At 74.1% G+C, this 23,500-nt stretch carries 20 protein-coding genes; 12 read left to right on the top strand and 8 right to left on the bottom strand.

Going from position 1 to position 23,500, the window contains the following annotated elements; translation table 11 throughout:
- Position 1: 1 nt before the first annotated feature.
- A complete protein-coding gene (locus GA0070564_RS10045) occupies positions 2-709 on the top strand; it encodes a VOC family protein (RefSeq protein ID WP_176730621.1) in 708 nt (235 codons plus the stop codon).
- 210 nt (positions 710-919) lie between these two features.
- Positions 920-1,867: a TerC family protein gene (locus tag GA0070564_RS10040; protein WP_091606239.1), complete on the top strand. Its 948-nt coding sequence runs from the start codon at positions 920-922 to the stop codon at positions 1,865-1,867.
- Here the strand turns inward: GA0070564_RS10040 and GA0070564_RS10035 are convergent.
- Positions 1,839-2,756 carry a phosphotransferase family protein gene (locus tag GA0070564_RS10035; protein WP_176730620.1) on the bottom strand — a complete coding sequence of 306 codons (918 nt, stop codon included), beginning with the start codon at positions 2,754-2,756 and terminating at the stop codon, positions 1,839-1,841. The two genes, GA0070564_RS10040 and GA0070564_RS10035, sit on opposite strands and share 29 nt — an antisense overlap.
- Positions 2,757-2,925: 169 nt before the next feature.
- Here GA0070564_RS10035 and GA0070564_RS10030 point away from each other — a divergent pair, with 169 nt between their 5' ends.
- The 3 genes from GA0070564_RS10030 to GA0070564_RS10020 are packed head-to-tail and all read left to right on the top strand — an operon-like array spanning position 2,926 to position 6,006.
- The gene (locus tag GA0070564_RS10030) at positions 2,926-4,062 is read left to right on the top strand and encodes a GNAT family N-acetyltransferase (protein ID WP_091606234.1); all 1,137 of its coding nucleotides are present in this window, start codon (positions 2,926-2,928) and stop codon (positions 4,060-4,062) included.
- 2 nt (positions 4,063-4,064) lie between these two features.
- A complete protein-coding gene (locus tag GA0070564_RS10025) occupies positions 4,065-4,772 on the top strand; it encodes an HAD family hydrolase (RefSeq protein ID WP_176730619.1) in 708 nt (235 codons plus the stop codon).
- A gap of 10 nt (positions 4,773-4,782) precedes the next feature.
- Positions 4,783-6,006, top strand: a complete 1,224-nt coding sequence (locus GA0070564_RS10020; protein WP_218104903.1) for an MFS transporter — start codon at positions 4,783-4,785, stop codon at positions 6,004-6,006.
- 2 nt (positions 6,007-6,008) lie between these two features.
- Here GA0070564_RS10020 and GA0070564_RS10015 read toward each other — a convergent pair whose 3' ends face one another.
- The 4 genes from GA0070564_RS10015 to GA0070564_RS10000 form a co-directional block, all read right to left on the bottom strand.
- Positions 6,009-7,238 (bottom strand): ATP-grasp domain-containing protein, encoded by a 1,230-nt coding sequence (locus GA0070564_RS10015; protein ID WP_091606225.1) that lies wholly within the window; start codon positions 7,236-7,238, stop codon positions 6,009-6,011.
- Complete coding sequence (locus GA0070564_RS10010) at positions 7,231-8,355, bottom strand: GNAT family protein (protein WP_091606223.1); 1,125 nt, start codon at positions 8,353-8,355, stop codon at positions 7,231-7,233. Before GA0070564_RS10010 ends, GA0070564_RS10015 begins: the two co-directional genes overlap by 8 nt.
- A 282-nt stretch (positions 8,356-8,637) precedes the next feature.
- On the bottom strand, positions 8,638-10,029 hold the full coding sequence (locus GA0070564_RS10005; protein WP_091606220.1) for a glycoside hydrolase family 10 protein: 1,392 nt from the start codon (positions 10,027-10,029) through the stop codon (positions 8,638-8,640).
- Between the two features lie 342 nt (positions 10,030-10,371).
- Positions 10,372-10,962 (bottom strand): dihydrofolate reductase family protein, encoded by a 591-nt coding sequence (locus tag GA0070564_RS10000; RefSeq protein ID WP_091606218.1) that lies wholly within the window; start codon positions 10,960-10,962, stop codon positions 10,372-10,374.
- A 308-nt stretch (positions 10,963-11,270) separates the two neighbouring features.
- On the opposite strand from GA0070564_RS10000, the gene GA0070564_RS09995 reads away from it, so the two are divergent.
- Together GA0070564_RS09995 and GA0070564_RS09990 are read left to right on the top strand one after the other, a co-directional pair.
- Entirely contained in the window at positions 11,271-12,908 is a 1,638-nt protein-coding gene (locus tag GA0070564_RS09995; protein ID WP_091606215.1) for an ABC-F family ATP-binding cassette domain-containing protein, read from the top strand.
- Positions 12,909-13,019: 111 nt separating this feature from the next.
- Positions 13,020-13,634, top strand: coding sequence for a dihydrofolate reductase family protein (locus tag GA0070564_RS09990; RefSeq protein WP_091607100.1), 615 nt, complete (start codon positions 13,020-13,022; stop codon positions 13,632-13,634).
- A gap of 17 nt (positions 13,635-13,651) precedes the next feature.
- On the opposite strand, the gene GA0070564_RS09985 is transcribed toward GA0070564_RS09990, so the two are convergent.
- Positions 13,652-14,587 carry a helix-turn-helix domain-containing protein gene (locus GA0070564_RS09985; protein WP_091606213.1) on the bottom strand — a complete coding sequence of 312 codons (936 nt, stop codon included), beginning with the start codon at positions 14,585-14,587 and terminating at the stop codon, positions 13,652-13,654.
- A gap of 105 nt (positions 14,588-14,692) precedes the next feature.
- Here GA0070564_RS09985 and GA0070564_RS09980 point away from each other — a divergent pair, with 105 nt between their 5' ends.
- The 4 genes from GA0070564_RS09980 (at position 14,693) to katG (ending at position 19,511) form a co-directional block, all read left to right on the top strand.
- A complete protein-coding gene (locus GA0070564_RS09980; protein ID WP_091606210.1) occupies positions 14,693-15,748 on the top strand; it encodes a saccharopine dehydrogenase NADP-binding domain-containing protein in 1,056 nt (351 codons plus the stop codon).
- 122 nt (positions 15,749-15,870) lie between these two features.
- Positions 15,871-16,320, top strand: coding sequence for an iron chaperone (locus GA0070564_RS09975; protein WP_091606208.1), 450 nt, complete (start codon positions 15,871-15,873; stop codon positions 16,318-16,320).
- Between the two features lie 462 nt (positions 16,321-16,782).
- On the top strand, positions 16,783-17,211 hold the full coding sequence (locus GA0070564_RS09965; RefSeq protein ID WP_091606205.1) for a Fur family transcriptional regulator: 429 nt from the start codon (positions 16,783-16,785) through the stop codon (positions 17,209-17,211).
- A 23-nt stretch (positions 17,212-17,234) separates the two neighbouring features.
- Positions 17,235-19,511, top strand: a complete 2,277-nt coding sequence (katG, locus tag GA0070564_RS09960; protein ID WP_091607097.1) for a catalase/peroxidase HPI — start codon at positions 17,235-17,237, stop codon at positions 19,509-19,511.
- Positions 19,512-19,591: 80 nt separating this feature from the next.
- On the opposite strand, the gene helR is transcribed toward katG, so the two are convergent.
- Positions 19,592-21,733 carry an RNA polymerase recycling motor ATPase HelR gene (gene helR, locus GA0070564_RS09955; protein WP_218104917.1) on the bottom strand — a complete coding sequence of 714 codons (2,142 nt, stop codon included), beginning with the start codon at positions 21,731-21,733 and terminating at the stop codon, positions 19,592-19,594.
- A gap of 214 nt (positions 21,734-21,947) precedes the next feature.
- Between helR and GA0070564_RS09950 the strand changes: the two genes are divergently transcribed.
- A complete protein-coding gene (locus GA0070564_RS09950; protein WP_091606199.1) occupies positions 21,948-22,775 on the top strand; it encodes a PIG-L family deacetylase in 828 nt (275 codons plus the stop codon).
- Between the two features lie 58 nt (positions 22,776-22,833).
- Here the strand turns inward: GA0070564_RS09950 and GA0070564_RS29605 are convergent, their stop codons facing one another.
- Positions 22,834-23,409, bottom strand: coding sequence for a hypothetical protein (locus GA0070564_RS29605; RefSeq protein ID WP_218104902.1), 576 nt, complete (start codon positions 23,407-23,409; stop codon positions 22,834-22,836).
- Between the last annotated feature and the right edge of the window lie 91 nt (positions 23,410-23,500).

Genomic DNA, 23,500 nt, shown 5'->3' with positions numbered 1-23,500 from the left:
TGTGAACACACCCGTCACGTCCGCGTCGCCCGTCGGCGTCGAACTGGTCACCGGTGACCTCGACGCCGCCGCCGACTTCTACGCCGGCCTGCTCGGCTGGACCGGCACGGCCACCGCCGACGGCGTCACCGCCCACGCCGGCGGGGTCGCCGCCGCCGAGCTGCGTCGGGGGCCGGCCCCGGCGAGGTGGTGGACCGTCTTCGGCGCCGCCGATCCGGGGCCGGTGCGGGCGGCGGCCGAGCGGGCCGGGGCCCACGTCGACGGGGACGAGGTGCGCGACCCGCTCGGGGCGGGCTTCCGCCTGCGCGCCGGCGTCACTCCGGTGGCCGCCGGCCCCGGCCGGCCCAGCTGGTACGAGTACATGACGGGCGATCCGGCTACCGCCGACCGGTTCCACGCCGACGCGCTGGGCCTGCGTACCACCGTGCCGCCCGGCGCCCCCGACGACTCGTACGCCCTGCTCGGCGCCGGTGGCCCGCCGGTAGCCGGCCGGTTGGCGCTGCCGCCGCCGCTGCGTGACCTGCTCCCGGCCGGCTGGATGGTCTACTTCGCGGTGGCCGACCCGGACGACACCGCCGAGCGGGCCCGGCAGCGGGGCGGGCGGGTGCTCGTGCCGCCGAGCGACGTGGCGACGGGCCGGGTCTGCGCGCTCGCCGATCCGGCGGGCGCCGTCTTCACCGTCATCCGGCCCGGGCAGGTCGGTGGCTGACGACGCCCGGCGGCCATTGACAGAGGAACTGCGAATAGCGAATAATAGATCGTAGTTCGAGGGGGAGTACCCGCTCACCAGCGCGCCGGCCGTCAGTACGGACCCGTCCGGGTCCCGGCCGCGCGGACCGCCGTCCACGGCGGTTCGGGGAGACCTTCGACCCGCTCGCCGGCGCCCTGCGCCGGCCCGGTCGAAGGGAGGACTCCCCGGATGTCCGTACCGTGGTGGGCCTGGCTCGCCCTGATGGTGGCGATCGCCGCGATGCTGGCGGTCGACCTGTTCCTGCACCGCGACAACCACGTCATCGGCTTTCGTGAGGCGGCGATCTGGTCCGGCGTCTGGATCGCCGCCGGGCTCGCCTTCGGCGTCCTGCTCTGGCTCTGGCAGGGCGAGGAGGCCGCCGGTTCCTACTACGCCGGTTACCTGATCGAGAAGGCGCTGTCGATCGACAACGTCTTCGTCTTCGCCCTGGTTTTCACCTACTTCGCGGTCCCCGCCGCCCTCCAGCACAAGGTGCTGTTCTGGGGTGTCATCGGGGCGCTGCTGTTCCGGCTGGTGTTCATCTTCGTCGGCGCCGAACTGCTGGAGACGTTCTTCTGGACCGCGTACCTGTTCGGCGTCTTCCTCGTCTGGACCGGCTGGAAGATGGCCTTCCGGCACGACGCGCAGCCGGATCCGGACCGCAACCTCGTCGTCCGCCTCGTCCGCCGGGTCGTCCCGACCGACTCCCGCTACCACGGCGACCGGTTCTTCACCCGGATCGACGGCAAGCGGGTCGCCACGCTGCTGTTCGTGGTCCTGATCGCGGTCGAGGCGACCGACCTGATCTTCGCCATCGACTCCGTCGCGGCGATCCTGGCGATCACCACCAGCACGTTCATCGTCTGGACCGCCAACGCCTTCGCGGTGCTCGGCCTGCGCAGCCTCTACTTCTGCCTGGCCGGCCTGCTGCGCCGCTTCGTGCACCTGCACTACGGCCTGGCGTTCCTGCTCGCCTTCGCCGGGGTCAAGCTGATCCTCTCCGAGACCCCGATCGGCAAGCTGCCCATTCCGCTCACCCTCGGCGTCATCGTCGCCACCCTCGCCGTCTCCATCGGCTGGAGCCTGGCCGCCACCCGCGGCCGACCGGCTACGCCGGCCCCCCCGGTCGACCGGTGAGGCGTTCGGCGAGCTCGCGGGCGTGCGCGGCGGCCGGCGGGCCCCGCTCGGGGTCCGGCGCCTCGGAGAGGAAGACCAGCGCCAGCATGACCGCCGTGTCGAGCCGGCAGGCGAGCATCGCGGTGGCGTCCTGCGGCGGCGCCTCCCGGACGGTGGCGTATCCGGCCCGCAGCGCCTCGACGTCCAGCTCGTTCTCGGCGTACCGGGCGTACTCGGTGAGCCGGGCGAACTCCACCACCGGGTCGGCGACCAGCGCGTTCGACCAGTCGAGCAGGGCCTGCACCCGGCCGCGGCGGCGGCGCAGGTTGGCGCTGCGGACGTCCAGGTGGACCAGGCCGCGCCCGGTGAGGCCGGCGAGGTGGCCGGCGAGCACGGCCCGGTCGGGTGGCGCGGGCCAGTCGGGTACCAGCCGGCCGACCTCCCGCCAGCGGCGCTCCAGCCGGGCCTGGATCACCTCGGCGCAGCCGCGCGCTTCGGTGGCGACCGGCGCGAGGCGGGGCGCCGGCAGGCCGTGCAGGCGGGCCAGCAGCCGGCCGAGGTCGCCGTTGTCGAGCGGGCTGCCGTCGTCGTCGACGTAGCGGGCGACCAGCACGTCCGGAACGTCGGGCCGGTCGGCGAGGTGCAGGTGCAGCGGCTCGGCCACCGGGAGGCCGAGGCCGGCGAGGTGCCGGGTGATCTCGTACTCCTGGACCAGGAGGGCGCGGGTGTCCACGTCGGGGTCGTTGGCGTTCGAGTCGAACCGTCGCGGCGCGAGCCGCAGCACCACCGCCCGGCCCTCGACGTCCCGGGCCCGGTAGACGGTGAACTCCAGCCCCCGGCCGACCAGCCGTACGTCGTCCAGCCGCCAGCCGTCGGCGAGCCTCGCCACCGTGTCCTGCGCGATCTCCATGCCTCTGTCCTCGCCCATCGGCAGATCTGGATCATGCCGAACCTATCCCAGGCCGTGAGCCCGCACCAGCATCCGGCGGCCGGCGCGGACCGGACTGGATCTTCGTCCACTGCGGACGTACGGTGGGTTCCATGTACATCGATGCCCAGTCACCCGCGGAAGCCCGGCCATGACCGGACGGCCCGCGGTGACCGGCGCCGCGTGCCGGGTTCCCGCCGGCAGTCCGGTGCCGGACCCCGGGCCGTTGGGCGTGCACCACCTCTACTCCTGCCCCCGCTGGCTGCACGTGCTCGCGCTCGGTGGCCGGCCCCCGGGTGGCTGGGTGACGGCCGGCGGCCGGGGCCTGCTGCCGGTCCACCGGGGCCTGCCCACCCGCAACCGGCGGTACGCCACGGCCACCCTGTTCCGGGACCTGCCCGGCGGGATCCCGTCCGGCGAGTTCTGCTACGCCGGCGCCCTGAGCGCCTACCAGGCCGAGGTGCCGACCCGGCCGGGGGGTGGCGGCGACGAGGTGGCGGCCCTGCTGGACGAGGCCGGGGCGTGGAGCGGCGGCGCCGACCGCCTGGTGGTGCCGTACCTGACCCACCGGGTCGCGTCGGCCCTGCCCGCGCGGCTGGCCGCCCGCCTGGTGCCCGAGGACGTCGAGGCCTGGTCCCCGCCGGGAGTGAGCACCGTGGCGGAGCTGCTAACGGTGCTGCCGCGCAAGCAACGCCAGAACGCGCAGCGCAACCAGCGCCACTTCGACCGGTCGGGGCTGACCGCCGCCGCCGAGCCGCTCGGCGCCTGCCTGGACGAGTTCGCCGTGCTGGCCGAGGCGGCGAGCCGCAAGCACGGGCAGCACGACGACTCGTCGGCGCTGCGCCGGCACCTGGCGGCGATCGCCGACACGTTCGGCGCCGACGCGGTGGTCTTCGCCGCCCGCGACCGGGCGGGCCTGCTCGCCGGCGCGGTGCTCGGCGTGCGGCACGACGGCGACCTCTTCATGCGGATGTCCGGCTTCGACGAGGAGCGGACGAGGGGCTCCGCGGCCTACTTCACCCTGATGTTCTACCTCCCGCTCGACGGCGCCCCGGCCGGTCCGCCACCGGCGGTGCACTACGGGGCCGGCTCGCTCGCCCCGAAGCTCCACCACGGCGCGCGACTCGATCCGCTGTGGACGCTGCTGCCCACCGTGGTGGGCCCCGCCGAACGGGCCGCCGTGCTCCACCGCCGGCTCGCCGGCCTCCCGGCCGAGGTCCCGGAGGGCGTCCGGCGCCGCTTCATCGACCTGCTCGGCGCGGGCCGCGCCCGATCCGGGGAAGGCTAGCCGTGCCCGCCCACCCCACCCCGGCCGGCGCGGTGCTCTTCGACGCGGCCGACACCCTCTTCCACAACCGTGGGCTGGCCGAGTTGTTCGACGGCTGGGAACGCGCCGGTGACCCCAAGCTGACCCGGACCTGGCTGGACGCGGCGATCCGGACGGTGGGCGGGCGCGGGCTCTGGCCCGCCGACTCGGCGACCGGGCGGGAACGCCGCGCCGCCTGGACCGACTTCTACCGGCTGGCCTTCCTGGAGGGCGGCCACCCCCCACCGGCCGCGGCGGCGTACGCGGCCGAGTGCGCCGGCCAGGTCGTCGACCCGGCGGCGTACCGGCTCTTCGCCGACGTTCCCGAGGTGCTCGACGCCCTCGACTCGCGGGGCCTGCCGCTCGGCATCGTGTCGAACTTCGACCCGCTCATCTGGCCGATCCTCGACCGGCTGGACCTGCGCCGCCGCTTCGGCGCGATCGTCACCTCGTACGACGTCGGCTGCTACAAGCCCGACCCGCGGATCTTCCGGATCGCCACCGACCGGCTCGGGGTGCCCACCGGGGACGTCCTGTTCGTCGGCGACTCGCCGTACTCCGACGTCGGCGGCGCGGCGGCGGCCGGGATGGCCGCGGTGCTGGTCGACCGCACCGGCGCGTACCCCGACTTCGCCGGCCCGCGGGTCACCGACCTGCGCGCCCTGCTCCACCCGGGCGCGGGGCGTGGGTAGTCTCGCCGGGTTGACCGCCGCCGGTCCGCTGCGCACCATCGCCTGGTCGACGCTTGTCAACAACGCCGGCAACGGGGCGTTCGCCGCGACCGCCGTGGTCTATCTCAACCAGATCTGCCACATCTCCGGCTACACCATCGGGCTGGGCTTCACCGTCGCCGCCGTCGCCGGCCTGCTGGCCAGCGTCCCGGCGGGCCTGCTCGCGGACCGGGGCGACCCGGCGCGGCTCGCCGGCGCGCTGGCCGGCGGGGCCGGCCTCGCCTCCGGGCTCTACGCCGTCGTGACCGGGACGTGGTCGTTCCTCGTCGTGGCCGTGGTGTACGCGCTGCTGGAGCGGGGTTCGGTGATCGCCCGGCAGACCCTCATCGGGGTGGCCTTCACCGGTTCGGAGCGGACCGCCGCCCGGGCCCTGCTGCGTTCGGTGAGCAACGTCGGGGCGGCGCTGGGCACCGGCGGCGCGGCCCTGGTCCTCGCCCTGGGCGGCGCGACGGACTACCGGATCCTGTTCGCGGTCAACGCCGGCACGTACGCGCTGGCGGGGATCCTGCTGTCCCGGGTGCGGCTGGAGCCGGACCGGGCCGACGACCAGGTGGTCGCGCCGCCGCCGGGCCGGGCCCCCGGGGCGACGGTCGCCGTCCTGCGCGACCGCACCTTCGCGGCCGTGTCGGCGGTCAACGCGCTGCTCACCGTGCACGCCATCGTCCTGGAGGTGGTCCTGCCGCTCTGGGTCGTCAACCGGACCGACGCGCCCCGCACCGTCGTCGCGCTGCTCGTCGTCGTGAACACCGTGCTGGTCATCCTCTTCCAGCTTCCGGTGAGCCGTCCCTTCGGCACGGTGCCGCGCGCCATCGCCGGGCTGCGGGTCGCGGCGCTCCTGCTGTCGGCGATGTTCCTGCTGCTGTTCCTGTCGTCCCGGTTCGACCGGGCGGCGGCCGTCGGCATCCTGCTGGTCGCGGCGGCGGCGCAGACCGGCGCCGAGATGGTGCAGGGCGCGGCCTCCTGGCCCCTCGGCTACGACCTGGCCCCGCCCCGACGCATCGGCGAGTACCAGGGCTTCTTCGGCATCGCGGAGCAGGTCGTTCAGATCGCCGGTCCGGCCGGCCTGACCTGGATCCTGTTCGCCTGGGACGGCTCCGGCGCGCTGACCCTCGCGGCGGGCTTCGCGCTGCTGGCGGTCGCCGCGCCGCCGTTCGTGCGCCGGCTCGTCGCCGGGCGGACGATCGCCGGTTCCTGACCTCACCGCCGGGACGGCGCCGGTTCGACCACCATGGTGCGTCGCACCTCGTCGATGACCGTGCGCAGGCGCGCCTCGACCGTCGGCCGGTCCGGCCCGGTGACGGCCAGGGTGACGACGGCCTGGCTGACGTCGCCGGGAGCGCCGAGCACTCCGTCGGCGGGCAGGTACACGTCCGGGGCGAGGATCCACGGCACGTCGGGCAGGCGCGGCGGTCGGGTCATGGTGCCCGGGCCGGCGTAGAGCAGCAGCGACCCGGTCAGCTCGGCGGAGACCGGGATCCGGTGCGGCGGGCGCACGCCGGCCTGCGCCCGCAGGTGCGTGGCGTACAGGTCGACGCCGGTCCGGGCGTGGAAGGCCGGCGCCACGCCACCACCGCCGACCCGGGCCGCCAGCTCGCAGAAGACCACCTCGCCGGTCGGGGTGACGAACGCCTCGAGGTGGGTGACGCCGGACAGGTACGGATGGCTGGCCAGCACGGCGGCGTTGGTGGCGAGCAGGGCGTCGGCCTCCGGTCCGTCCGGCAGGTTGACGCTGCGCAGCACCGTCGACGAGTCGGTGAACGCTGTCGTCGGGTCCAGGTAGCGGCTGACGGTGGCGGCCACCACCCGCCCGTCGCGTACGACGCTGTCCACGTGGTGCAGCACGCCGGGGACGTACTCCTCGACCTCGGTGGTCTCCGGGCCGCCGGCACGGGGGGCGAGCCGCCGGATCTCGTCGGCGGTGCGGGCGACGTGCACCCCGGCGGAGCCGCATCCGCCCCGCGGCTTCACCACGACCCGCCCGACGTCGGCGAGCAGGCGGCAGGCGGCGTCGACGGTGAACGGCGCCCACCGCGGCACCCGTACGCCCGTGTCGGCGAGGTGCGCCTTCATCACCAGCTTGTCGCGGAACCGCAGCGTCCGCTCGGCGCTCAACCCCGCAACGCCCAGCTCGTCGCGGAGCGCCGCGGCGAGCAGCAGGTGCTCCTCGGCGACGGTGACCACGGCGTCCGGGACGCCCACCCGGTCGACGAGGCGCCGCGCGGCGGCCGCGACGGCCTCCTCGCCCTCGACGGTACGACTCGACTCGACGTGTTCGGCGGCGTGCGGCGGGAGGTCGGCGCCGACGGAGATGACGTGCACCTCGTGCTCGTCGCGCGGGAAGACCACCCCGCCCGGGCCGTCGAGGTAGCGGTGCAGGCCCGTGCGGTCGATCGCCAGGACGCGCCGGCGACGGGACTGCTCAGCCACGGTTTCCTCCGGCTTCGAGTGGGTCGAGAAGGTGGTCGTGGCCGCGCGGCAGCTCGGCGCGCACGGCGTCGAGGACCGACCGGGACACGGCCGCGCACCGGCGGGCCAGGTCGGGCGGTTCGGCGTCGAGCAGGCGGACGTACGTCGTCAGGCCGCGCAGCGTGCAGCCCCGCTGCACCTTGGGGGTGTACGTGGTGTCGCCGTAGTACAGGGTGGTGGCGCCCCGGGCGGCGGCGGCGTCGATGCGCGCGTAGAAGGTGAGGTTGAACCAGGTGAAGTCGTCGTCGCGGCGGCACGCGCTCAGCCGGGAGAAGAGCTCCCGGCGTACCGGGTCGACGGCGAGCACCGACACCCCGCGCAGGCCGGTGTCGCCGGTGGCGGACAGGACGAAGGCGCCGGGGAGGGCGCGCGCCCGGTGGAGCCGGTCGGCGGCGTCCGCCAGCGTGCTGCGGTGACCGAACTTGCGGTAGTGGTCGTGGAGCAGGGCCGCGGCCCGAGGGTCGTCGGCCCGCTCGGCCGGCAGCACCTCGACCCGTCCGCCGCCGGCGGCGAAGACCCGCAGCTGGCGTCGGACGGTCTTGCGCTGGCCGCGCGGCAGCCGCTCCAGCACCCCGGCCAGCCCCGTCCCGTCGACGTCCAGCACCGCCTCCGGCAGTTGCGTGACCGGCCGGTACCCGGCGGCGGTGAGCCCCTCCTCCAACTCCGTCCACTCTGCCGTGCGCGGGACCGGGCCGACGGCCACGGCGCGGGCGCCCCGGTCGCGGGCCCACTCCTCGATCCGGTCCAGCAGCGCCCGGTGGCCGCCGGCCGCTGCGGCGGGGTCACCCACGACGGCGGGGAGCCGGGCGCCCAGGGCGCCGACGAAGACGGTGGGTCCGCCCGGCAGCCAGTCGGGTGGGGAGTGCCGTTGGTCGAGCAGGTCGGCCAGCGTGTAGCCGGTACGCGGCTCGTCGGCGTCCACCAGGAGCGCCCGGGCGGCCAGCCCACCCGCGGTGACGACCGCCGATGCCCGCCCGACCCGCCCCTGCTCGGCGGCCATCCACGGTTCCCGCAGCGGCAGGGCGGCGCGGGCCGCGAGGTGGCGCCACCGGTCCGTGGTGGCCTGTTGCGGGGTCATCCGCGCCGACTCGCCGACCGGGGCCGGTCGCGCCGGGGACGGCCCTCGGTGGGGGCGGCCCGGACGGGCGCGGCGGGCCGGTCTGCGGAGCTGGGCACGACGGGGGCACCTCCCGGGCGGGCGGGTCGCGGCGCAGCAAGCATAGGCGATCATCGTTTCCCGTGCCGTCGCGTCGGCGGTCCCGCCCCGGGGCACGGACCCGATCTGGATCGGACCGGGGCGCGACCGGGACCGGCCCGGTCCCGCCCCGGACGGGGGCAGGGACCGGGCCGGTCGCGGCGGTCAGCCGGCGGTGCAGGTGGGGGTGCCGGACGGGCCGAAGCCGGTGCCCTGGAAGCCGAAGTCGGTGCTGCCTCCGGCGCCGACCTGGCCGTTGTAGTCGACGTTGCGGAAGTCGACGGTTCCGGTGCTGGCGCTGGACTGGGCGCTCCAGGTGTTGGTCACCACGGTCCCCGACGGCAGGGCGATCCGGACGGTCCACCGGCTGATCGCCGAGGAGCCGGCGGTGACGTGCACGTTGGCGACGAACCCGCCGGTCCACGACTGGAGCGACAGGCTGGCGGTGCAGCCGCTGCCCGAGGGCGGCGGCGGGCTGCTCGGCGGCGGCGTGGTCGTCGGCGGCGGGGTGGTGGGCGGGGTGGTGGTGCCGCCGGCGTTGAGCGCGTTCAGCACGGCGGTGTACGCCGGCTTCCTGTTGCCGCCGCCGTCGAAGAGCAGCGGGTTCTGCCCGGTACGCCAGGAGTCGCTGTCCCGGATGCCCCACACCGTGATGCCGGTGCAGCGGGACACGGCCAGGCAGGCCCTGGTGACGTTGCCGTAGAGCGTGGCCTGGTTGCTGCCCTGCTCGATGTCCAGCTCGGTGATCTGGACGTCCACGCCGAGGTCGGCGAAGCGTTGCAGGTTGGCCTGGTAGTCGCCGGGCATGCCGGTGCCCAGGTGGGACTGGAAGCCGACGCAGTCGATCGGTACGCCCCGGGCCTTGAAGTCGCGGACCATGTTGTAGACGCCTGTCGACTTCGCGTTGACCCCGTCGGTGTTGTAGTCGTTGTAGCAGAGCTTCGCGCCCGGGTCGGCGGCCCGGGCGGCGCGGAACGCCGCCTCGATCCAGTCGTTGCCGGTGCGTTGCAGGTTGGAGTCGCGGCGGGCGCCGCTGCTGCCGTCGGCGAACGCCTCGTTGACCACGTCCCAGGCGTAGATCTTGCCCTTGAAGTGGGTGGCGACCTGGGTGACGTGGTTGATGGCGGCGCTGCGCAGGGCCGTGCCGGAGAGGTTCTGGGCCCAGCCGGGCTGTTGGGCGTGCCAGAGCAGGGTGTGCCCGCGCACCCGCATGCCGTGCGCCTGGGCGTGGGAGACGATCTGGTCGGCGCCGGTGTAGCGGAACTGCCCCTGGGTGGGCTCGGTGGCGTCCCACTTCATCTCGTTCTCCGGGGTGACCGCGTTGAACTCGCGGTCCAGGATGCCGACGTACTGGCTGTCGGAGAGCTTGTACGCGGCGATGGCCGCGCCGTAGTAGCGGCCCGTCTCGGCGGCGGCCCCGCCGAGGGTGGTGCCGGCGTGCGCGGTGCTGGCCGCGGCGATGGTGGCGGCGACGGCGGCGGCGGTCACCGCGACCGGCGTCAGCAGCCGGCGTCGGGACCGGGCCGAGGGTGGGCGGTGGTCGGGGGAGTGGTCCATGGCGCTGCCTTCTCTGTCGTGGTGGGGATGCGCCGGCCCGGGCGGCGCAACGGCAGCCGACTGCCACCGGGCGGACGGGTGCGGCGGGACCGCGGTCCGCGGCGGTGGGCGGGTCGGCAGGTGTGGCGGCGGTCGATCGCGTGGCGTCGACGGACTCGGCCGGCCGGGTCCTCACCCGTCACCGCGCGTCGAACCGGTACGGGACCGGTGCCCTTCGAGCGGACGGTGACCACAGGGGAGGCAAGCTTCGGCTCCTGCGCGCCGAAGATAGCATGTTATCGATAACATGCCCAGCGGTGCGGTCGAAGCCCGGGCCACCCACCGCCCGCCCGGGCCAACCGGTCAACCGCCCGTGGCGTACCGGGCGATGATCGCGCCGGTGCTGGTCACCTGGCTGTCGAGCAGCCGCAGGGTCCGGTGCGCGCCGTCCCGGCCGAACAGGCGCTTCCCGCCGCCCACCAGCACCGGATCGATCATCACCCGCACCTCGTCCAGCAGGTCGAACGCCAGCAGGCTCTGGACGAGGCCGGGGCTGCCGATCACGTGCAGGTCCCCGCCCTGCTCGGCCTTGAGGGCGCGTACGGCCGAAGCGACGTCGCCGCCGAGCAGCGTCGAGTTCTGCCAGAGCAGTGGCGCGGCGAGGGTCATCGAGGCGACGTACTTCGGCAACGCGTTCAGCGGTTCGGCGAGCACCTGCTGCTCCTGCGGTGCGGTCGGCCAGTGCGCCGCGAAGATCTCGTACGTCCCCCGCCCCAGCAGGTAGCCCCCCGCGCCGCGCACGTTCTCGACCACCCACCGCATCGACAGCTCGTCGAAGTACCGGGCGTGCCAGCCGCCGTGCGCGAAGCCACCGCTCGCGTCCTCGTCCGGGTAGCTGGGTGACTGCACCACCCCGTCCAGCGTCATCCACTCGTTCGCGATGACCTTCCGCATCCCGCCTCCTGCCGTTCGTCGCCCGCCGCCGCGTGCTCGCGGGGCGGATCAGCACTGTCAGCACCGGGGACGGAGCCGGGTGGCCGTCCTCGACATGGGGCGGATATCGGTTGTGGTCTGCGCTATCGTGGCCGGGTATCCGAGGATCGGAGTGATCGTGGCAGGTGACGACGACATCTCCGGGTGAGAGCCCGGACCGGCCGCAGCCGCGCGGATGACCGCGCCGGCGTCGCGGCCTCCTTCGTCGTTCCCCTGCCTGCGCCCGGGCGCCCAGGTGCGCGCCCGGTCCTCCTTCTCCGAGGTCGATCATGTCCGATGTCCGCATCGTCAGCTCCGCTCTCTCCTTCTCCTGGCCGGACGAGACTCCGGTCTTCCACGACCTGTCCTTCTCCGTCCCGGCCGGCCGCACCGGCCTGGTGGCGCCCAACGGCCGCGGCAAGTCGACCCTGCTGCGGCTGATCGCCGGGGAGCTGCGCCCGACCGCCGGCAGCGTGACGGTGCACGGGGTGGTCGGCTACCTGCCGCAGCACCTGCCGTTCGCCGTCGACCAGACCGTGGCGCAGGTCCTCGGCGTCGACCGGGCCGTCGCCGCGCTGCACGCCATCGAGTCCGGTGACGCCGGTGAGGAACACTTCACCGCCGTCGGCGACGACTGGGACGTCGAGGAACGCAGCCGCGCCGAGCTGGACCGGCTGGGCCTGGGCGAGGTGACCCTGGACCGGCGGTTGGGCACCCTCAGCGGTGGCCAGGTCGTCTCCCTCGGCCTGGCGGCGCAGCTGCTCAGGCGCCCCGACGTGCTGTTGCTGGACGAGCCGACCAACAACCTGGACCGCGACGCGCGGCAGCGGCTGACCGAGGTGCTGCGCGGCTGGACGGGCTGCCTGCTGGTGGTCAGCCACGACCGGGCGCTGCTGGACGAGATGGACCGCATCGCCGCGCTCGACGCCGACGGCATCCGCTGGTACGGCGGCACCTACACCGACTACGAGCAGGCCGTGAACGCCGAGCGGGAGGTCGCCGAGCGGCAGGTCCGCACCGCCGAGCAGGACCTGAGGCGGCAGAAGCGCGAGCTGCAACAGGCCCGGGAGCGCGCCGCCCGGCGGGCCTCCACCGCCGCCCGGAACCTGCCCGACGCCGGCCTGGCGCGGATCGTCGCCGGGGGCCTGAAACGCGACGCCCAGGTCTCGGCCGGCCGGGCCAACGAGACCCACACCGCCCGGGTCGACGACGCCCGGGCCCGCCTCGACCAGGCCGGCCGGGCCGCCCGCCAGGACGACCGGATCGTCGTCGAGTTGCCCGACACCACCGTTCCGGCCGGCCGGACCATCTTCTCCGGCGAGCATCTCCAGGCCGAGTACCACGGGCGGCCGGTCTTCGCCGGAGCCGGCGTCGACCTGATCATCCGGGGCCCGGAGCGGATCGCCCTCACCGGGCCCAACGGCGCCGGCAAGTCGACCCTGCTGCGGCTGGTCGGCGGGGGGCAGGAACCGGCGTCCGGGAGCGCGACCCGGGCCGACGGTCGGGTGGCGTACCTGTCGCAGCGGCTCGACCTGCTCGACCCGGGGCGTACGGTCGCGGAGAACCTGGCCGTCTCCGCTCCCGGGCTCGCCGACGCGGAGCGGATGAACCTGCTGGCCCGGTTCCTGTTCCGGGGCAGCCGGGCGCACCTGCCGGTCGCCGCCCTGTCCGGGGGCGAGCTGCTGCGGGCCACCCTCGCCTGCGTGCTCTTCACCGACCCCGCGCCGCAACTGCTGCTGCTCGACGAGCCGACCAACAACCTCGACCTGGACAGCATCGGGCAGCTGGAGGGGGCGCTGGGGGCGTACCGGGGTGCGCTGCTGGTGGTCAGCCACGACGAGCGGTTCCTGGCGGCGATCGGGGTGGACCGGTGGTTGCGGTTGGCCGACGGGCGGCTCACCGAGACCGCCGCGCCGGAGGCGGGCTGAGCCGGGCGGCCCGACCCGCCGTCGGGCCGGACCCCGTCGCGCCGATGAGTTTGGAATGCTGGGCCGGTCTCCGTGTCGACACGAGTGCGACCGACCGAAGGGATCACCACGATGGCGAAGGTCATCTCCACGCTGTTCGTCTCCGCCGACGGCGTGGCCGAGATCGACCCCGACTGGCACTTTCCCTACTTCGACGAGAACATGGGGCGCGCCGTCGGCGAGGACTACGACAGCGCCGACGTGCTGCTCATCGGTCGTGAGACCTATGACAGCTTCGCCGGCGCCTGGCCCGACCGGGAGGCCGCCGGCGGGGAGGACGCGCCCTTCGCCAAGCAGCTCGGCGACGTGCGCAAGGTGGTCGTCTCCCGCCAGCCGCTGGAGTTCTCCTGGCGCAACTCGGAGCTGATCGACGGTGACCTGGTCGAGGCGGTCACCGCGCTGCGGGCCGATCCCGCCAGCAAGGGGGTGCTCATCCCCGGGTCGATCTCCGTGGTGCAGCAGCTGCTCGCCGCCGGGCTGGTCGACGAGCTGCGGCTGCTGGTGCACCCGGTCGCAGCCCGCAAGGGCCGCCGGCTGTTCGACGACGGCGACACGCCGTACCACCTGCGGGTGACGGCGACGGAGGCGTTCCCCACCGGCGTGCTCCGGGTGATCTACTCGCCGGCCGCGGCGCCGGCCGCCGTCGGCTACGACGAGGTCAAGGAGCAGGGACCCGGCGAGAGGTAGGGGAGCTCCGCGGACACCTACCGGCGGAACGTGCGGCGGTAGGTGTCCGGGGGCACGCCGACGGTGCGGTGGAAGTGCCGGCGCAGCGTGGTGGCGGTCCCCATGCCGGTCGCCCGGGCGACCACGTCGATGCTGTCCCCGGTGTTCTCCAGCAGCTCCTGGGCCCGGCGGATGCGCTGGGTCGACAGCCACTGCAGCGGGGTGGTGCCGGTCACCGCCTGGAAGTGTCGGGCCAGGTTGCGCGAGCTCATGTTGGCGCGGCGGGCCAGGTCCTGCACGGTCAGCGGACGGTCCAGCCGTTCCAGCACCCACGGGAGCAGGTCGGCGAGGGGATGGTCCTCGCGGGCCGGCACCGGGGTGGTGACGAACTGGGCCTGGCCGCCGGCGCGGTGCGGCGGCACGACCAGCCGGCGGGCGACGGCATTGGCGACCGTGGAGCCGTGGTCCCGGCGGATCAGGTGCAGGCACAGGTCCACGGCGGCGGCCTTGCCGGCCGAGGTGAGCACGGAGCCGTTGTCGACGTAGAGCACGTCCGGCTCGACCCGGACCCGGGGGTGGCGGGCGGCCAGCGCCTCGGTGTGCGCCCAGTGCGTCGTGGCGCGCAGGCCGTCCAGCACCCCGGCGGCGGCCAGCGCGAACGCGCCGGTGCAGAGCGAGACGATCCGGGCGCCCGCGTCGTGGGCCGCGCGGATGGCGGCGACCAGGTCGGCGGGCACCTCGGCGTCGACGTCCGCCACGGCGGGGACGACCACGGTGTCGGCGCGGGCGAGTGCGTCGAGGCCGTCGTCCGGATCCATCCGGAACCTGCCGACCCGGATCGGGCCGGAGCCGCAGACCACCAGGTCGTACCAGGGGTCGGCCAGGCCCGAGGGGTCGCGGGCGAAGACCTCGAAGGCCATCGCCAGCTCGAAGTGCAACATCCCGTCGGTGACGGCGAGCGCGACGACAGCCATGTCCGAAACTGTACGGGGCGCGGCGTTCCAGACACTGTTCCGGGTCGGCCGCCGGCCGGAGGATCTTCCTGAGCGATCTTCGAGCGAGCGCGGGAGGAACCCAGGATGGGACAGACGGTGGCGGTGTACGGCGCGTACGGACACACCGGGCGGTTCATGGTGACGGAGCTGCGCGAGCGCGGGTTCGTCCCGCTGCTGCTCGGTCGGGACGCGGGCCGGCTCGCGGCGGTGGCGGCGGCGCATCCGGGCGTCGGGCACCGGGTGGCCACGATCGTGGAGGCGGCCTCGCTCGACCGGGCGTTGACCGGCGCGGCCGCGGTGGTCAACTGCGCCGGCCCGTTCGCCACCACCGCCGCCCCGGTGATCGAGGCCGCCCTGCGCGCCGGGATCCCGTACGTCGACGTGGCGGCCGAGATCGAGGCCAACCGGGACACCTTCGCGCACTTCGGCGCGCCCGCCGAGGCCGCGGGCCTGGCGGTGGTGCCGGCGATGGCCTTCTTCGGCGGGCTCGGCGACCTGCTGGTCACCACGGCGATGGCGGAGTGGGTCGCGGCCGACGAGGTGCACGTCGCGTACGGGCTGAGCAGCTGGCACCCCACGGCCGGGACCCTGGCCTCCGGGGCCGTGTCCCGCGACCGGCGGGACGGCCGGCGGGTCCGCTTTACCGGCGGTCGACTGGAGTACGCCCCGGACGAGGGTGGCCTGCCGCGCCTGGAGTGGGAGTTCCCGGCGCCGCTGGGCCGCCGGAGCGTGCTCGGTGAGTTCACGATGGCCGACGTCGTCACCGTCCCCAGCCATCTGGCCGTCGCCGAGGTGCGCACCTACATGACCACGGAGGCGGCGAGCGACCTGGCCGCCCCGGACGCGACCGCGCCGACGGCGGTCGACGAGCGTGGGCGCTCCGCGCAGACCTTCACCGTGGACGTCGTCGTACGCCAAGGCGACCTGCGGCGACGCGTCACCGCGCACGGGCGGGACATCTACGCGGTCAGCGCACCGCTGGCGGTCGAGGCCGTCGCGCGGGTCCTCGACGGCCGGACGCGGACGACCGGGGTCGCCTCGGCCGGAGCGATCTTCGACGCGCCGGACCTCCTCCGCGCGCTCTCCGCGCACCTGAGCCTCGAGCGTCACCCGGAGTCGCCGGCGGCGCCGCTCACCTGAGCCCGCCGGGACCGAGCTCCCGGCTTCGATCAGGAATCGAGAAGCACCACGCGCGCCGGCGGTCCTAGCCTCTTTCCAGGAGCCGGACCACGGAGCCTCGACCAGCGAGAAGGAGCCCGATCATGCCCACGACGACCTCCCCCGACGTGTCGGACGGCTTCAGCGCCGAGGAACGGGCGGCGATGAAGGAGCGCGCCGCCGAGTTGCGCGCCGAGGGACGCAAGGGCGCCAAGCGGGCCGACGAGCTCCAGGCGCTGCTCGACCGGATCGCGCAGATGGCACCGGACGACCGGGAGCTGGCCGAGCGCGTGCACGTGACGATCACGAACGTCGCTCCCCAGCTGTCGCCGAAGACCTGGTACGGGATGCCCGCCTACGCCAACGCCGACGGCAAGATCGTCGTCTTCTTCCAGGACTCCGGCAAGTTCAACTACCGGTACTCGACCCTGGGCTTCCAGGACGCGGCCAACCTCGACGACGGTGACCTGTGGCCGGTGGCGTACGCGCTGCGGAAGTGGACCCCCGCGGTGCAGAGCCGGGTCGCCGAGCTGGTGCGGGCCGCGGTCTCCTGACCGGTGCCACCACCGGGTGAGGATCCCTGGGCCGCGCTGGCGGAGCCCTTCGTCGACGGCGCCTACGCCTCGGTGAAGGGTCGGGTGCGGACGTGCGTCCTGCACGCGCGGCTGCTGCGGCACCTCCCGCCGCCGCCGACGGTCCTGGACGTCGGCGAGGTGGGGGTGCTCGGCGCCGACACCCCGGTGACACCGTCGAGGGCCTGTCCGACCTGTCGCGTCGTGGCGGCCTCGCGCCCGAGGCCCGGTAGGGGGTGTGGCTCTTCTCGGACCGGCTGGACCTGCCGCCCGCCGAAACGGGCGTGCCGGCCGTGGCGGCCGTCGGGTTCGAGGCGGGCCTGCGGGATCCCTACCGGCAGCTCAGCCGGGTGTTTCACCTGATCGGGCGGGCTCGCCCCGATCCCGGCGCGCCGCATCCGGCTTAAACTGGATTTGTTCCAGAAGAGCGGCTAGGGTCGGGGCATGGCGTCCGACTTCGAGGCGCAACTGCGGGCGGTCTCCCTGCGCGTCACCAAACCCAGGTTGGCCGTGCTCGCGGCGCTGCGCGACCATCCGCACGTCGACACCGACACGGTGATCGCGCTGGTCCGCGCTGGCCACCCGACGGTCTCCCAGCAGGCGGTGTACGACGTGCTGCGGGCGCTCACCGACGCCGGCCTGGTGCGTCGGATCCAGCCGGCCCGGGCCACCGCGCGCTACGAGGCGCGGGTGGGGGACAACCACCACCACGTCGTGTGCCGCGTCTGCGGCGCGATCGCCGACGTCGACTGCGTCGTCGGCGAGGCACCCTGTCTCACCGCCGCCGACGACCACGGGTTCGTGGTCGACGAGGCGGAGGTCGTCTACTGGGGCACCTGCCCCGACTGCACGACCGCACGCATTTCCCAGTGATCCGCCAGTTCGAAGGGAAGCAGATGAGCGACACCCAGGGCAACGGTCCCGCCAGCGCGCAGGGCGTGGACAAGAAGGCGGCGGAAGGCTGCCCGGTCGCGCACGACTCGGTGACCGCGACCGGCAGCGAGAGCGAGAACCCGGCGATCGACTCGCCGACGCCGAAGACCGGCGGCCGTCCGCGTACCAACCGGGACTGGTGGCCCAACCAGCTCGACCTGTCGGTGCTGCACGCCCACTCGGCCAAGGGCAACCCGCTGGGGCCGGACTTCAGCTACGCCCGGGAGTTCGCCAAGCTCGACGTCGAGGCGATCAAGCGGGACATCACCGAGGTCCTCACCACCTCGCAGGACTGGTGGCCCGCCGACTTCGGCCACTACGGCGGCCTGATGATCCGGATGAGCTGGCACGCCGCCGGCACCTACCGGATCGAGGACGGCCGCGGCGGCGCCGGCGACGGCGGGCAGCGGTTCGCGCCGCTGAACAGCTGGCCGGACAACGCCAACCTGGACAAGGCCCGCCGGCTGCTCTGGCCGGTCAAGCAGAAGTACGGCCAGAAGATCTCCTGGGCCGACCTGCTGGTCCTCGCCGGAAACGTGTCCCTGGAGTCGATGGGCTTCAAGACCTTCGGCTTCGGCTTCGGCCGGGAGGACGTCTGGGAGCCCGAGGAGATCTTCTGGGGCCCCGAGGACACCTGGCTCGGCGACGAGCGCTACGCCTCCGAGAAGGAGATGGCCGCCGGCGTCGGCGCCACCGAGATGGGTCTGATCTACGTCAACCCGGAGGGACCGCGCGGCAACGCCGACCCGGCCGCGGCGGCGCACTTCATCCGCGAGACCTTCCGCCGGATGGCGATGAACGACGAGGAGACCGTCGCCCTCATCGCCGGTGGCCACACCTTCGGCAAGACCCACGGCGCCGGCCCCGCCGACGACCACGTCGGCCCCGAGCCCGAGGGCGCCCCGCTGGAGAACCAGGGCCTGGGCTGGCTGAGCACGTACGGCACCGGCAAGGGCGCCGACACCATCACCAGCGGTCTCGAGGTCACCTGGACCGACGTGCCGACGCAGTGGAGCAACCGGTACTTCGAGATCCTCTTCGGCTACGAGTGGGAGCTCACCACCAGCCCCGGTGGCGCGAAGCAGTGGGTCGCCAAGGACGCCGAGGAGATCATCCCGGACGCCCACGACCCCGCGAAGAAGCACCGCCCGACGATGCTGACGACCGACCTGTCGCTGCGCGTCGACCCGGCGTACGAGAAGATCTCCCGCCGCTTCCTGGAGCACCCGGAGGAGTTCGCCCTGGCCTTCGCCAAGGCCTGGTACAAGCTCCTGCACCGCGACATGGGCCCGGTCAGCCGCTTCCTCGGACCGTGGGTGCCGCAGGCCCAGCTGTGGCAGGACCCGGTGCCGGCCGTCGACCACGAGCTGGTCGGCGAGGGCGACGTCGCCGCCCTCAAGGCGAAGATCCTGGATTCCGGCCTCAGCACCGCCCAGCTGGTCTCCACCGCCTGGGCCTCGGCCGCCAGCTACCGCTCCACCGACAAGCGCGGTGGCGCCAACGGCGCCCGGATCCGCCTGGAGCCGCAGCGCAACTGGGAGGTCAACCAGCCCGAGCAGCTGGCGACCGTCCTGGAGACCCTGGAGGGCATCCAGCGGGAGTTCAACGCCGCCGGGGGCGCGAAGATCTCGCTCGCCGACCTGATCGTGCTGGCCGGCTCGGCGGCGGTGGAGAAGGCCGCGCGGGACGCGGGCGTCGAGGTGACCGTTCCGTTCCACCCGGGCCGCACCGATGCCAGCCAGGAGCAGACCGACGTCGAGTCGTTCGCGGTGATGGAGCCGCGCGCCGACGGGTTCCGCAACTACCTGCGGGCCGGGGAGAAGACCCAGCCGGAGGTGCTGCTCATCGACCGGGCGTACATGCTCAACCTCACCGCGCCGGAGATGACCGTCCTGGTCGGCGGCCTGCGGGCGCTGGGCAACAACGTCGGTGGCGCGGCGCACGGCGTGCTCACCGACCGGCCGGGCGCCCTCACCAACGACTTCTTCGCCAACCTGCTCTCCCCGGGCACCCGGTGGAAGGCGTCGGAGTCCGACGAGCACGTGTACGAGATCCGCGACGTGACGACCGACCAGGTGAGGTGGACCGCCACCGCGGTCGACCTGATCTTCGGCGCCAACTCGCAGCTGCGGGCCCTCGCCGAGGTCTACGCCAGCGAGGACGCGCGCGAGAAGTTCGTCCGCGACTTCGTGGCGGCCTGGACCAAGGTCATGGAGCTGGACCGCTTCGACCTGGGCTGATCCGGTAGCCAGCACGACGGGCCCCGGCCGATCCGCGACGGATCGACCGGGGCCCGTCGGCGCTGCGGCGGCGGGAACGGTCAGGAGCTGCTGAGGACGACCAGCTGCCCGGTCGCCCGGGTCATCGCGACGTAGCGGTCCACCGCTCCCTCGATGCCCTCGCCGAACGTCTCCGGGTCCACCAGGACGACCAGGTCGAACTCGAGCCCCTTGACCAGCTCCGGGGTCAGCCACCGGATCCGGGGCTCCGCCCGGGTCGGACCGGCGCCGATGACGCAGGCCGTCCCCTCGGCGTGCCCGGCGAGCCAGGTGTCGAGGATCCGTTCGAGGTCGGCGACGCGGCCGTGGACGACCGTTCCGCCGGCGCGCACGGAGGTCGGCACGTTGGCGTCGGGGAGCACGGCCCGGATGACGGGCTCGGCCGCCGCCATGACCTCCGCCGGCGTCCGGTAGTTGATGCTCAGCGTGGCCAGCTCGATCCGGTCCAGGCCGACCCGTTCCAGCCGCTCCCGCCACGACTCGGTGAACCCGTGCCGGGCCTGGGCGCGGTCCCCGACCACGGTGAGGCTGCGCGACGGGCAGCGCAGCAGCAGCATCTGCCACTGCGCGTCGGTCAGCTCCTGGGCCTCGTCCACCACGATGTGCGCGAACGGGCCGGCGAGCCGGTCCGGGTCGGCGGTGGAGAGCCCGGCCTCGTCGAGCAGGGCGTCCTGGAGGTCCAGTTGACGCAGGCTCGACAGCACCCCTTCGCCGTCGTCGTAGGTGTGGGCCTCGATCAGTTCGTCGACGACCGCGGCCATCCGCTCCCGCTCGACGGCGAGGGCCGCCTCGTTGCGGCGGTCCCGCCCGGCCGCCGCCGGGTCGCCGAGCCGCTGCCGGGCCGCGTCCAGCAGCGGCAGGTCGGCCAGCGTCCAGGCCCGGGGGTCCGCGCGTTGCAGCCTCCGCACCTCGTCCGGGCCGAGCCACGGCGCGCACCTGCGCAGGTACGCGGGGACCGACCACAGGTCGCCGACGAGGTCCGCCGCCTCCAGCAGCGGCCACGCCCGGTTGACGGCCGCCCGCAGCTCGGGGTTGGCCCGCAGCGACCGGTGCAGCCGGTCGTCCGGCTCGTCGCCGTCGTACCTGTCGGTCAGGATGGCCAGCAGCTCGTCCCAGATCCGCTCGCGTGCCTCGTTGTGCGGCGTGCCGGGGTCCGGCGCCTCGAACGCCTGGGCCCAGTCGTCGGCGTCCAGCCGCAGGTCGGCGTCCTCGGTGCTGACCGTCATTCCCGCCCGGGGCGGCTCCTCGTAGAACCGGACGGCCGCCTCGATGGCCCGTACCAGGTCCGCCGACGACTTCAGCCGGGCCACCTCCGGGTCGGCCTCGACCCCGGCCGCGGCCCCCTCGGGCACCAGGTCGCGCAGGGTGCAGATCTGCACGTCCTCCTCGCCGAGGCCGGGCAGCACGTCGGAGACGTACGCGAGGTAGGGCTGGTGTGGGCCGACGAACAGCACGCCGCCCCGGCGGCGGCCGAGCCGAGGGTCGGCGTAGCGCAGGTATGCGGTGCGGTGCAGGGCGACGACGGTCTTGCCGGTGCCCGGGCCGCCGTCGACGACCAGCACCCCGCTCGACCCGGCCCGGATGATGGCGTCCTGGTCGGCCTGGATGGTGGCGAGCACGTCGCGCATCCGGGCCGACCTGCTGCCACCGAGGCTGGCGATGAATGCGGACTGGTCGTCCAGCGCGGCGTGCCCCTCGAGCCCCTCCGGGGTGAAGACCTCGTCCCAGTAGTCGCTGATCCGGCCGCCGGTCCACCGGTACCGGCGGCGGCTCGCCAGGCCCATCGGTGCGGCATGGGTCGCCGCGAAGAACGGCTCGGCCGCGGGTGACCGCCAGTCGAGCAGCAGCCGCCGGCCGTCCTGGTCGGTGAGGCCCCGCCGCCCGACGTACACCGGCTCGGCGCCGTCCGCGCCGACCATCCGCCCGATGCACAGGTCCAACCCGAAGCGGCGCAGGGCGCGCAGGCGGGCGGCGAGCCGGCGGACCTCCTCGTCCCGCTCCACCGCCTGCCGCCCCCGGCCGCCCGGCGCCCGGCGCGCGGCGTCGAGCCGGTCGGAGAGCTCGGCCGACGACCGGGCCAGGCTGCGGGCGATGGCGGCGAAGTGCCGCTCGTCGTCGGCGATCAGCGCCGGGTCGGCCTTGGCGGCGAGCCGGTCGGGGAGGGCGAACGCGCTGTCGGTCAGTGGATCCAATGCAGCTCCCGGTTCGGTGAGGCCAGGTGTTTCCGCAGGTGGTGGGGCGTGCAGGCGGTGATTCTGCGGCACCACCCGGGTCTTGCCGCAAGCCCCCGGGTGCGCTATATCTTGTAAATGGAGGGGGCGGTCACGCCTTTTCCGCGGTCGTTTCTTCCGGCCGCGCGGTGCCCCGCCAGACCGCACGCCCTCGTATGGTGGTGGGGTGGCGGAACGATCTCTGACCCTGATGGCGGTGCACGCGCACCCCGACGACGAGGCGACCAGCACCGGCGGTGTCCTCGCCCGGTACGCGGCCGAAGGCATCACCACGGTGCTCGTGACCTGCACCGACGGGCGGTGCGGCGACGGGCCCGGCGGGGTCAAGCCGGGTGAGCCGGGGCACGACCCGCAGGCCGTGGTGGCGATGCGCCGGGCGGAGCTGGCGGCGAGCTGCGAGGCGTTGCAGGTCAGCCACCTGGAGACGTTGGACTACGCCGACTCCGGGATGATGGGGTGGGCGACCAACGACGCCCCCCACGCGTTCTGGAACACGCCCGTGCCCGAGGCGGCCGAACGGCTGGCCGAACTGATCCGCCGCTACCGGCCCGACGTGGTCGTCACCTATGACGAGAACGGCTTCTACGGCCACCCCGACCACATCCAGGCGCACCGGATCACCATGGCCGCCGTCGAGCTGGCCGGCAGTCCCGCGAAGGTCTACTGGACCACCGTGCCGCGCAGCGCCTTCGAGGAGTTCGGCCGGGTGATGAAGGAGATCGGCGTCGAGTTCCCGGAGCCGGACGAGTCCGCCGACATGCCGGCGCTGGGCCTGCCGGACGAGGAGATCACCACCTGGGTGGACACCCGCGGCTACGGCGGGCAGAAGTTCGAGTCGCTGGCCGCGCACGCCAGCCAGGCGGAGAACATCTTCTTCCTGCAACTGGGGCAGGAGCGGTTCACCGAGCTGATGGGCATGGAGACGTTCGTGCGGGTCCGTGACACCACCGGCGCGCCGACCCCCGAGGACGACCTCTTCGCCGGTCTGCGCTGAACGTCCCCGGGGCGCCGGCGGTGTGGACAACATCGCGACAACCACACCCACCGGGGGCTCAGCCGCGTCGGGAGACCTCGAGCGCGGTGGCCCAGAGGATGACGGCGGCCGGCAGGCCGATCGCCGAACGTACGGTCGCGTTGGTCGCTCCGTAGCCGTAGGCCGCCGCGCCCGCCGCCGCCACCAGGATCAACAGCCCGCCCGTCCACCAGTACCCCGGCACGTCGAAGATCCTGGCCAGCGGTAGGAAGTGCGCCCCGACGACCAGGCACACCGCGACCACGATCAGCCCGGGTGCGCCGGCCCGCAGCAGCGCGAGGACGGCCACCAGGATGGCCACCGTCTGCGCGACGTTGACCAGGTGGAACCAGCGCATCGAGTGTGGACGGACGCGGCGGGACCGGCCCGGTCCCCGGGCACGCAGCCGTCCGCCGGCGATGAGCACCGCGCCGGCGGTGACCACCCCGACCAGGCTCAGGGCCAGGCGGACGCCGGTCGGGACGGGCAGGCCGGTGACGCCGGCGACCAGCCAGGCCAGCCCGTAGACGATCATGGTGAGTACGCCCATGGTCAGGGGGCCACGCCGGCTCACGGCATGGTCGTGCAATTGACGAGCGTCGGTGTCGGCTGACATGCGGCGACCCTACCGCAGCAGCGGAAAAGCGTTCGGACCAAACGCAGGCGGCAGTTCCCGTCGGCCCCGAAGTGGTCGCGAGAATCGGGGC

This window comes from Micromonospora mirobrigensis, from assembly GCF_900091555.1.
Lineage (GTDB): Bacteria > Actinomycetota > Actinomycetes > Mycobacteriales > Micromonosporaceae > Micromonospora > Micromonospora mirobrigensis.
The sequence above is the reverse complement of the archived record's forward strand: the minus strand, read 5'-3'. Positions and strand labels throughout refer to the sequence as shown.

What these genes read in the sequence shown, in the direction of transcription:
- GA0070564_RS09980 (WP_091606210.1), top strand. Translation starts at nt 14,693, where the DNA reads ATGGGACAGACGGTGGCGGTGTACGGCGCGTACGGACACACCGGGCGG.
- GA0070564_RS09975 (WP_091606208.1), top strand. Translation starts at nt 15,871, where the DNA reads ATGCCCACGACGACCTCCCCCGACGTGTCGGACGGCTTCAGCGCCGAG.
- GA0070564_RS09985 (WP_091606213.1), bottom strand. Translation starts at nt 14,587, where the DNA reads ATGGCTGTCGTCGCGCTCGCCGTCACCGACGGGATGTTGCACTTCGAG.
- GA0070564_RS10030 (WP_091606234.1), top strand. Translation starts at nt 2,926, where the DNA reads ATGACCGGACGGCCCGCGGTGACCGGCGCCGCGTGCCGGGTTCCCGCC.
- katG (WP_091607097.1), top strand. Translation starts at nt 17,235, where the DNA reads ATGAGCGACACCCAGGGCAACGGTCCCGCCAGCGCGCAGGGCGTGGAC.
- GA0070564_RS29605 (WP_218104902.1), bottom strand. Translation starts at nt 23,409, where the DNA reads ATGTCAGCCGACACCGACGCTCGTCAATTGCACGACCATGCCGTGAGC.
- GA0070564_RS09995 (WP_091606215.1), top strand. Translation starts at nt 11,271, where the DNA reads ATGTCCGATGTCCGCATCGTCAGCTCCGCTCTCTCCTTCTCCTGGCCG.
- GA0070564_RS10035 (WP_176730620.1), bottom strand. Translation starts at nt 2,756, where the DNA reads ATGGAGATCGCGCAGGACACGGTGGCGAGGCTCGCCGACGGCTGGCGG.
- GA0070564_RS10005 (WP_091606220.1), bottom strand. Translation starts at nt 10,029, where the DNA reads ATGGACCACTCCCCCGACCACCGCCCACCCTCGGCCCGGTCCCGACGC.
- GA0070564_RS09965 (WP_091606205.1), top strand. Translation starts at nt 16,783, where the DNA reads ATGGCGTCCGACTTCGAGGCGCAACTGCGGGCGGTCTCCCTGCGCGTC.
- GA0070564_RS10010 (WP_091606223.1), bottom strand. Translation starts at nt 8,355, where the DNA reads ATGACCCCGCAACAGGCCACCACGGACCGGTGGCGCCACCTCGCGGCC.
- GA0070564_RS09990 (WP_091607100.1), top strand. Translation starts at nt 13,020, where the DNA reads ATGGCGAAGGTCATCTCCACGCTGTTCGTCTCCGCCGACGGCGTGGCC.
- GA0070564_RS10000 (WP_091606218.1), bottom strand. Translation starts at nt 10,962, where the DNA reads ATGCGGAAGGTCATCGCGAACGAGTGGATGACGCTGGACGGGGTGGTG.
- GA0070564_RS10040 (WP_091606239.1), top strand. Translation starts at nt 920, where the DNA reads ATGTCCGTACCGTGGTGGGCCTGGCTCGCCCTGATGGTGGCGATCGCC.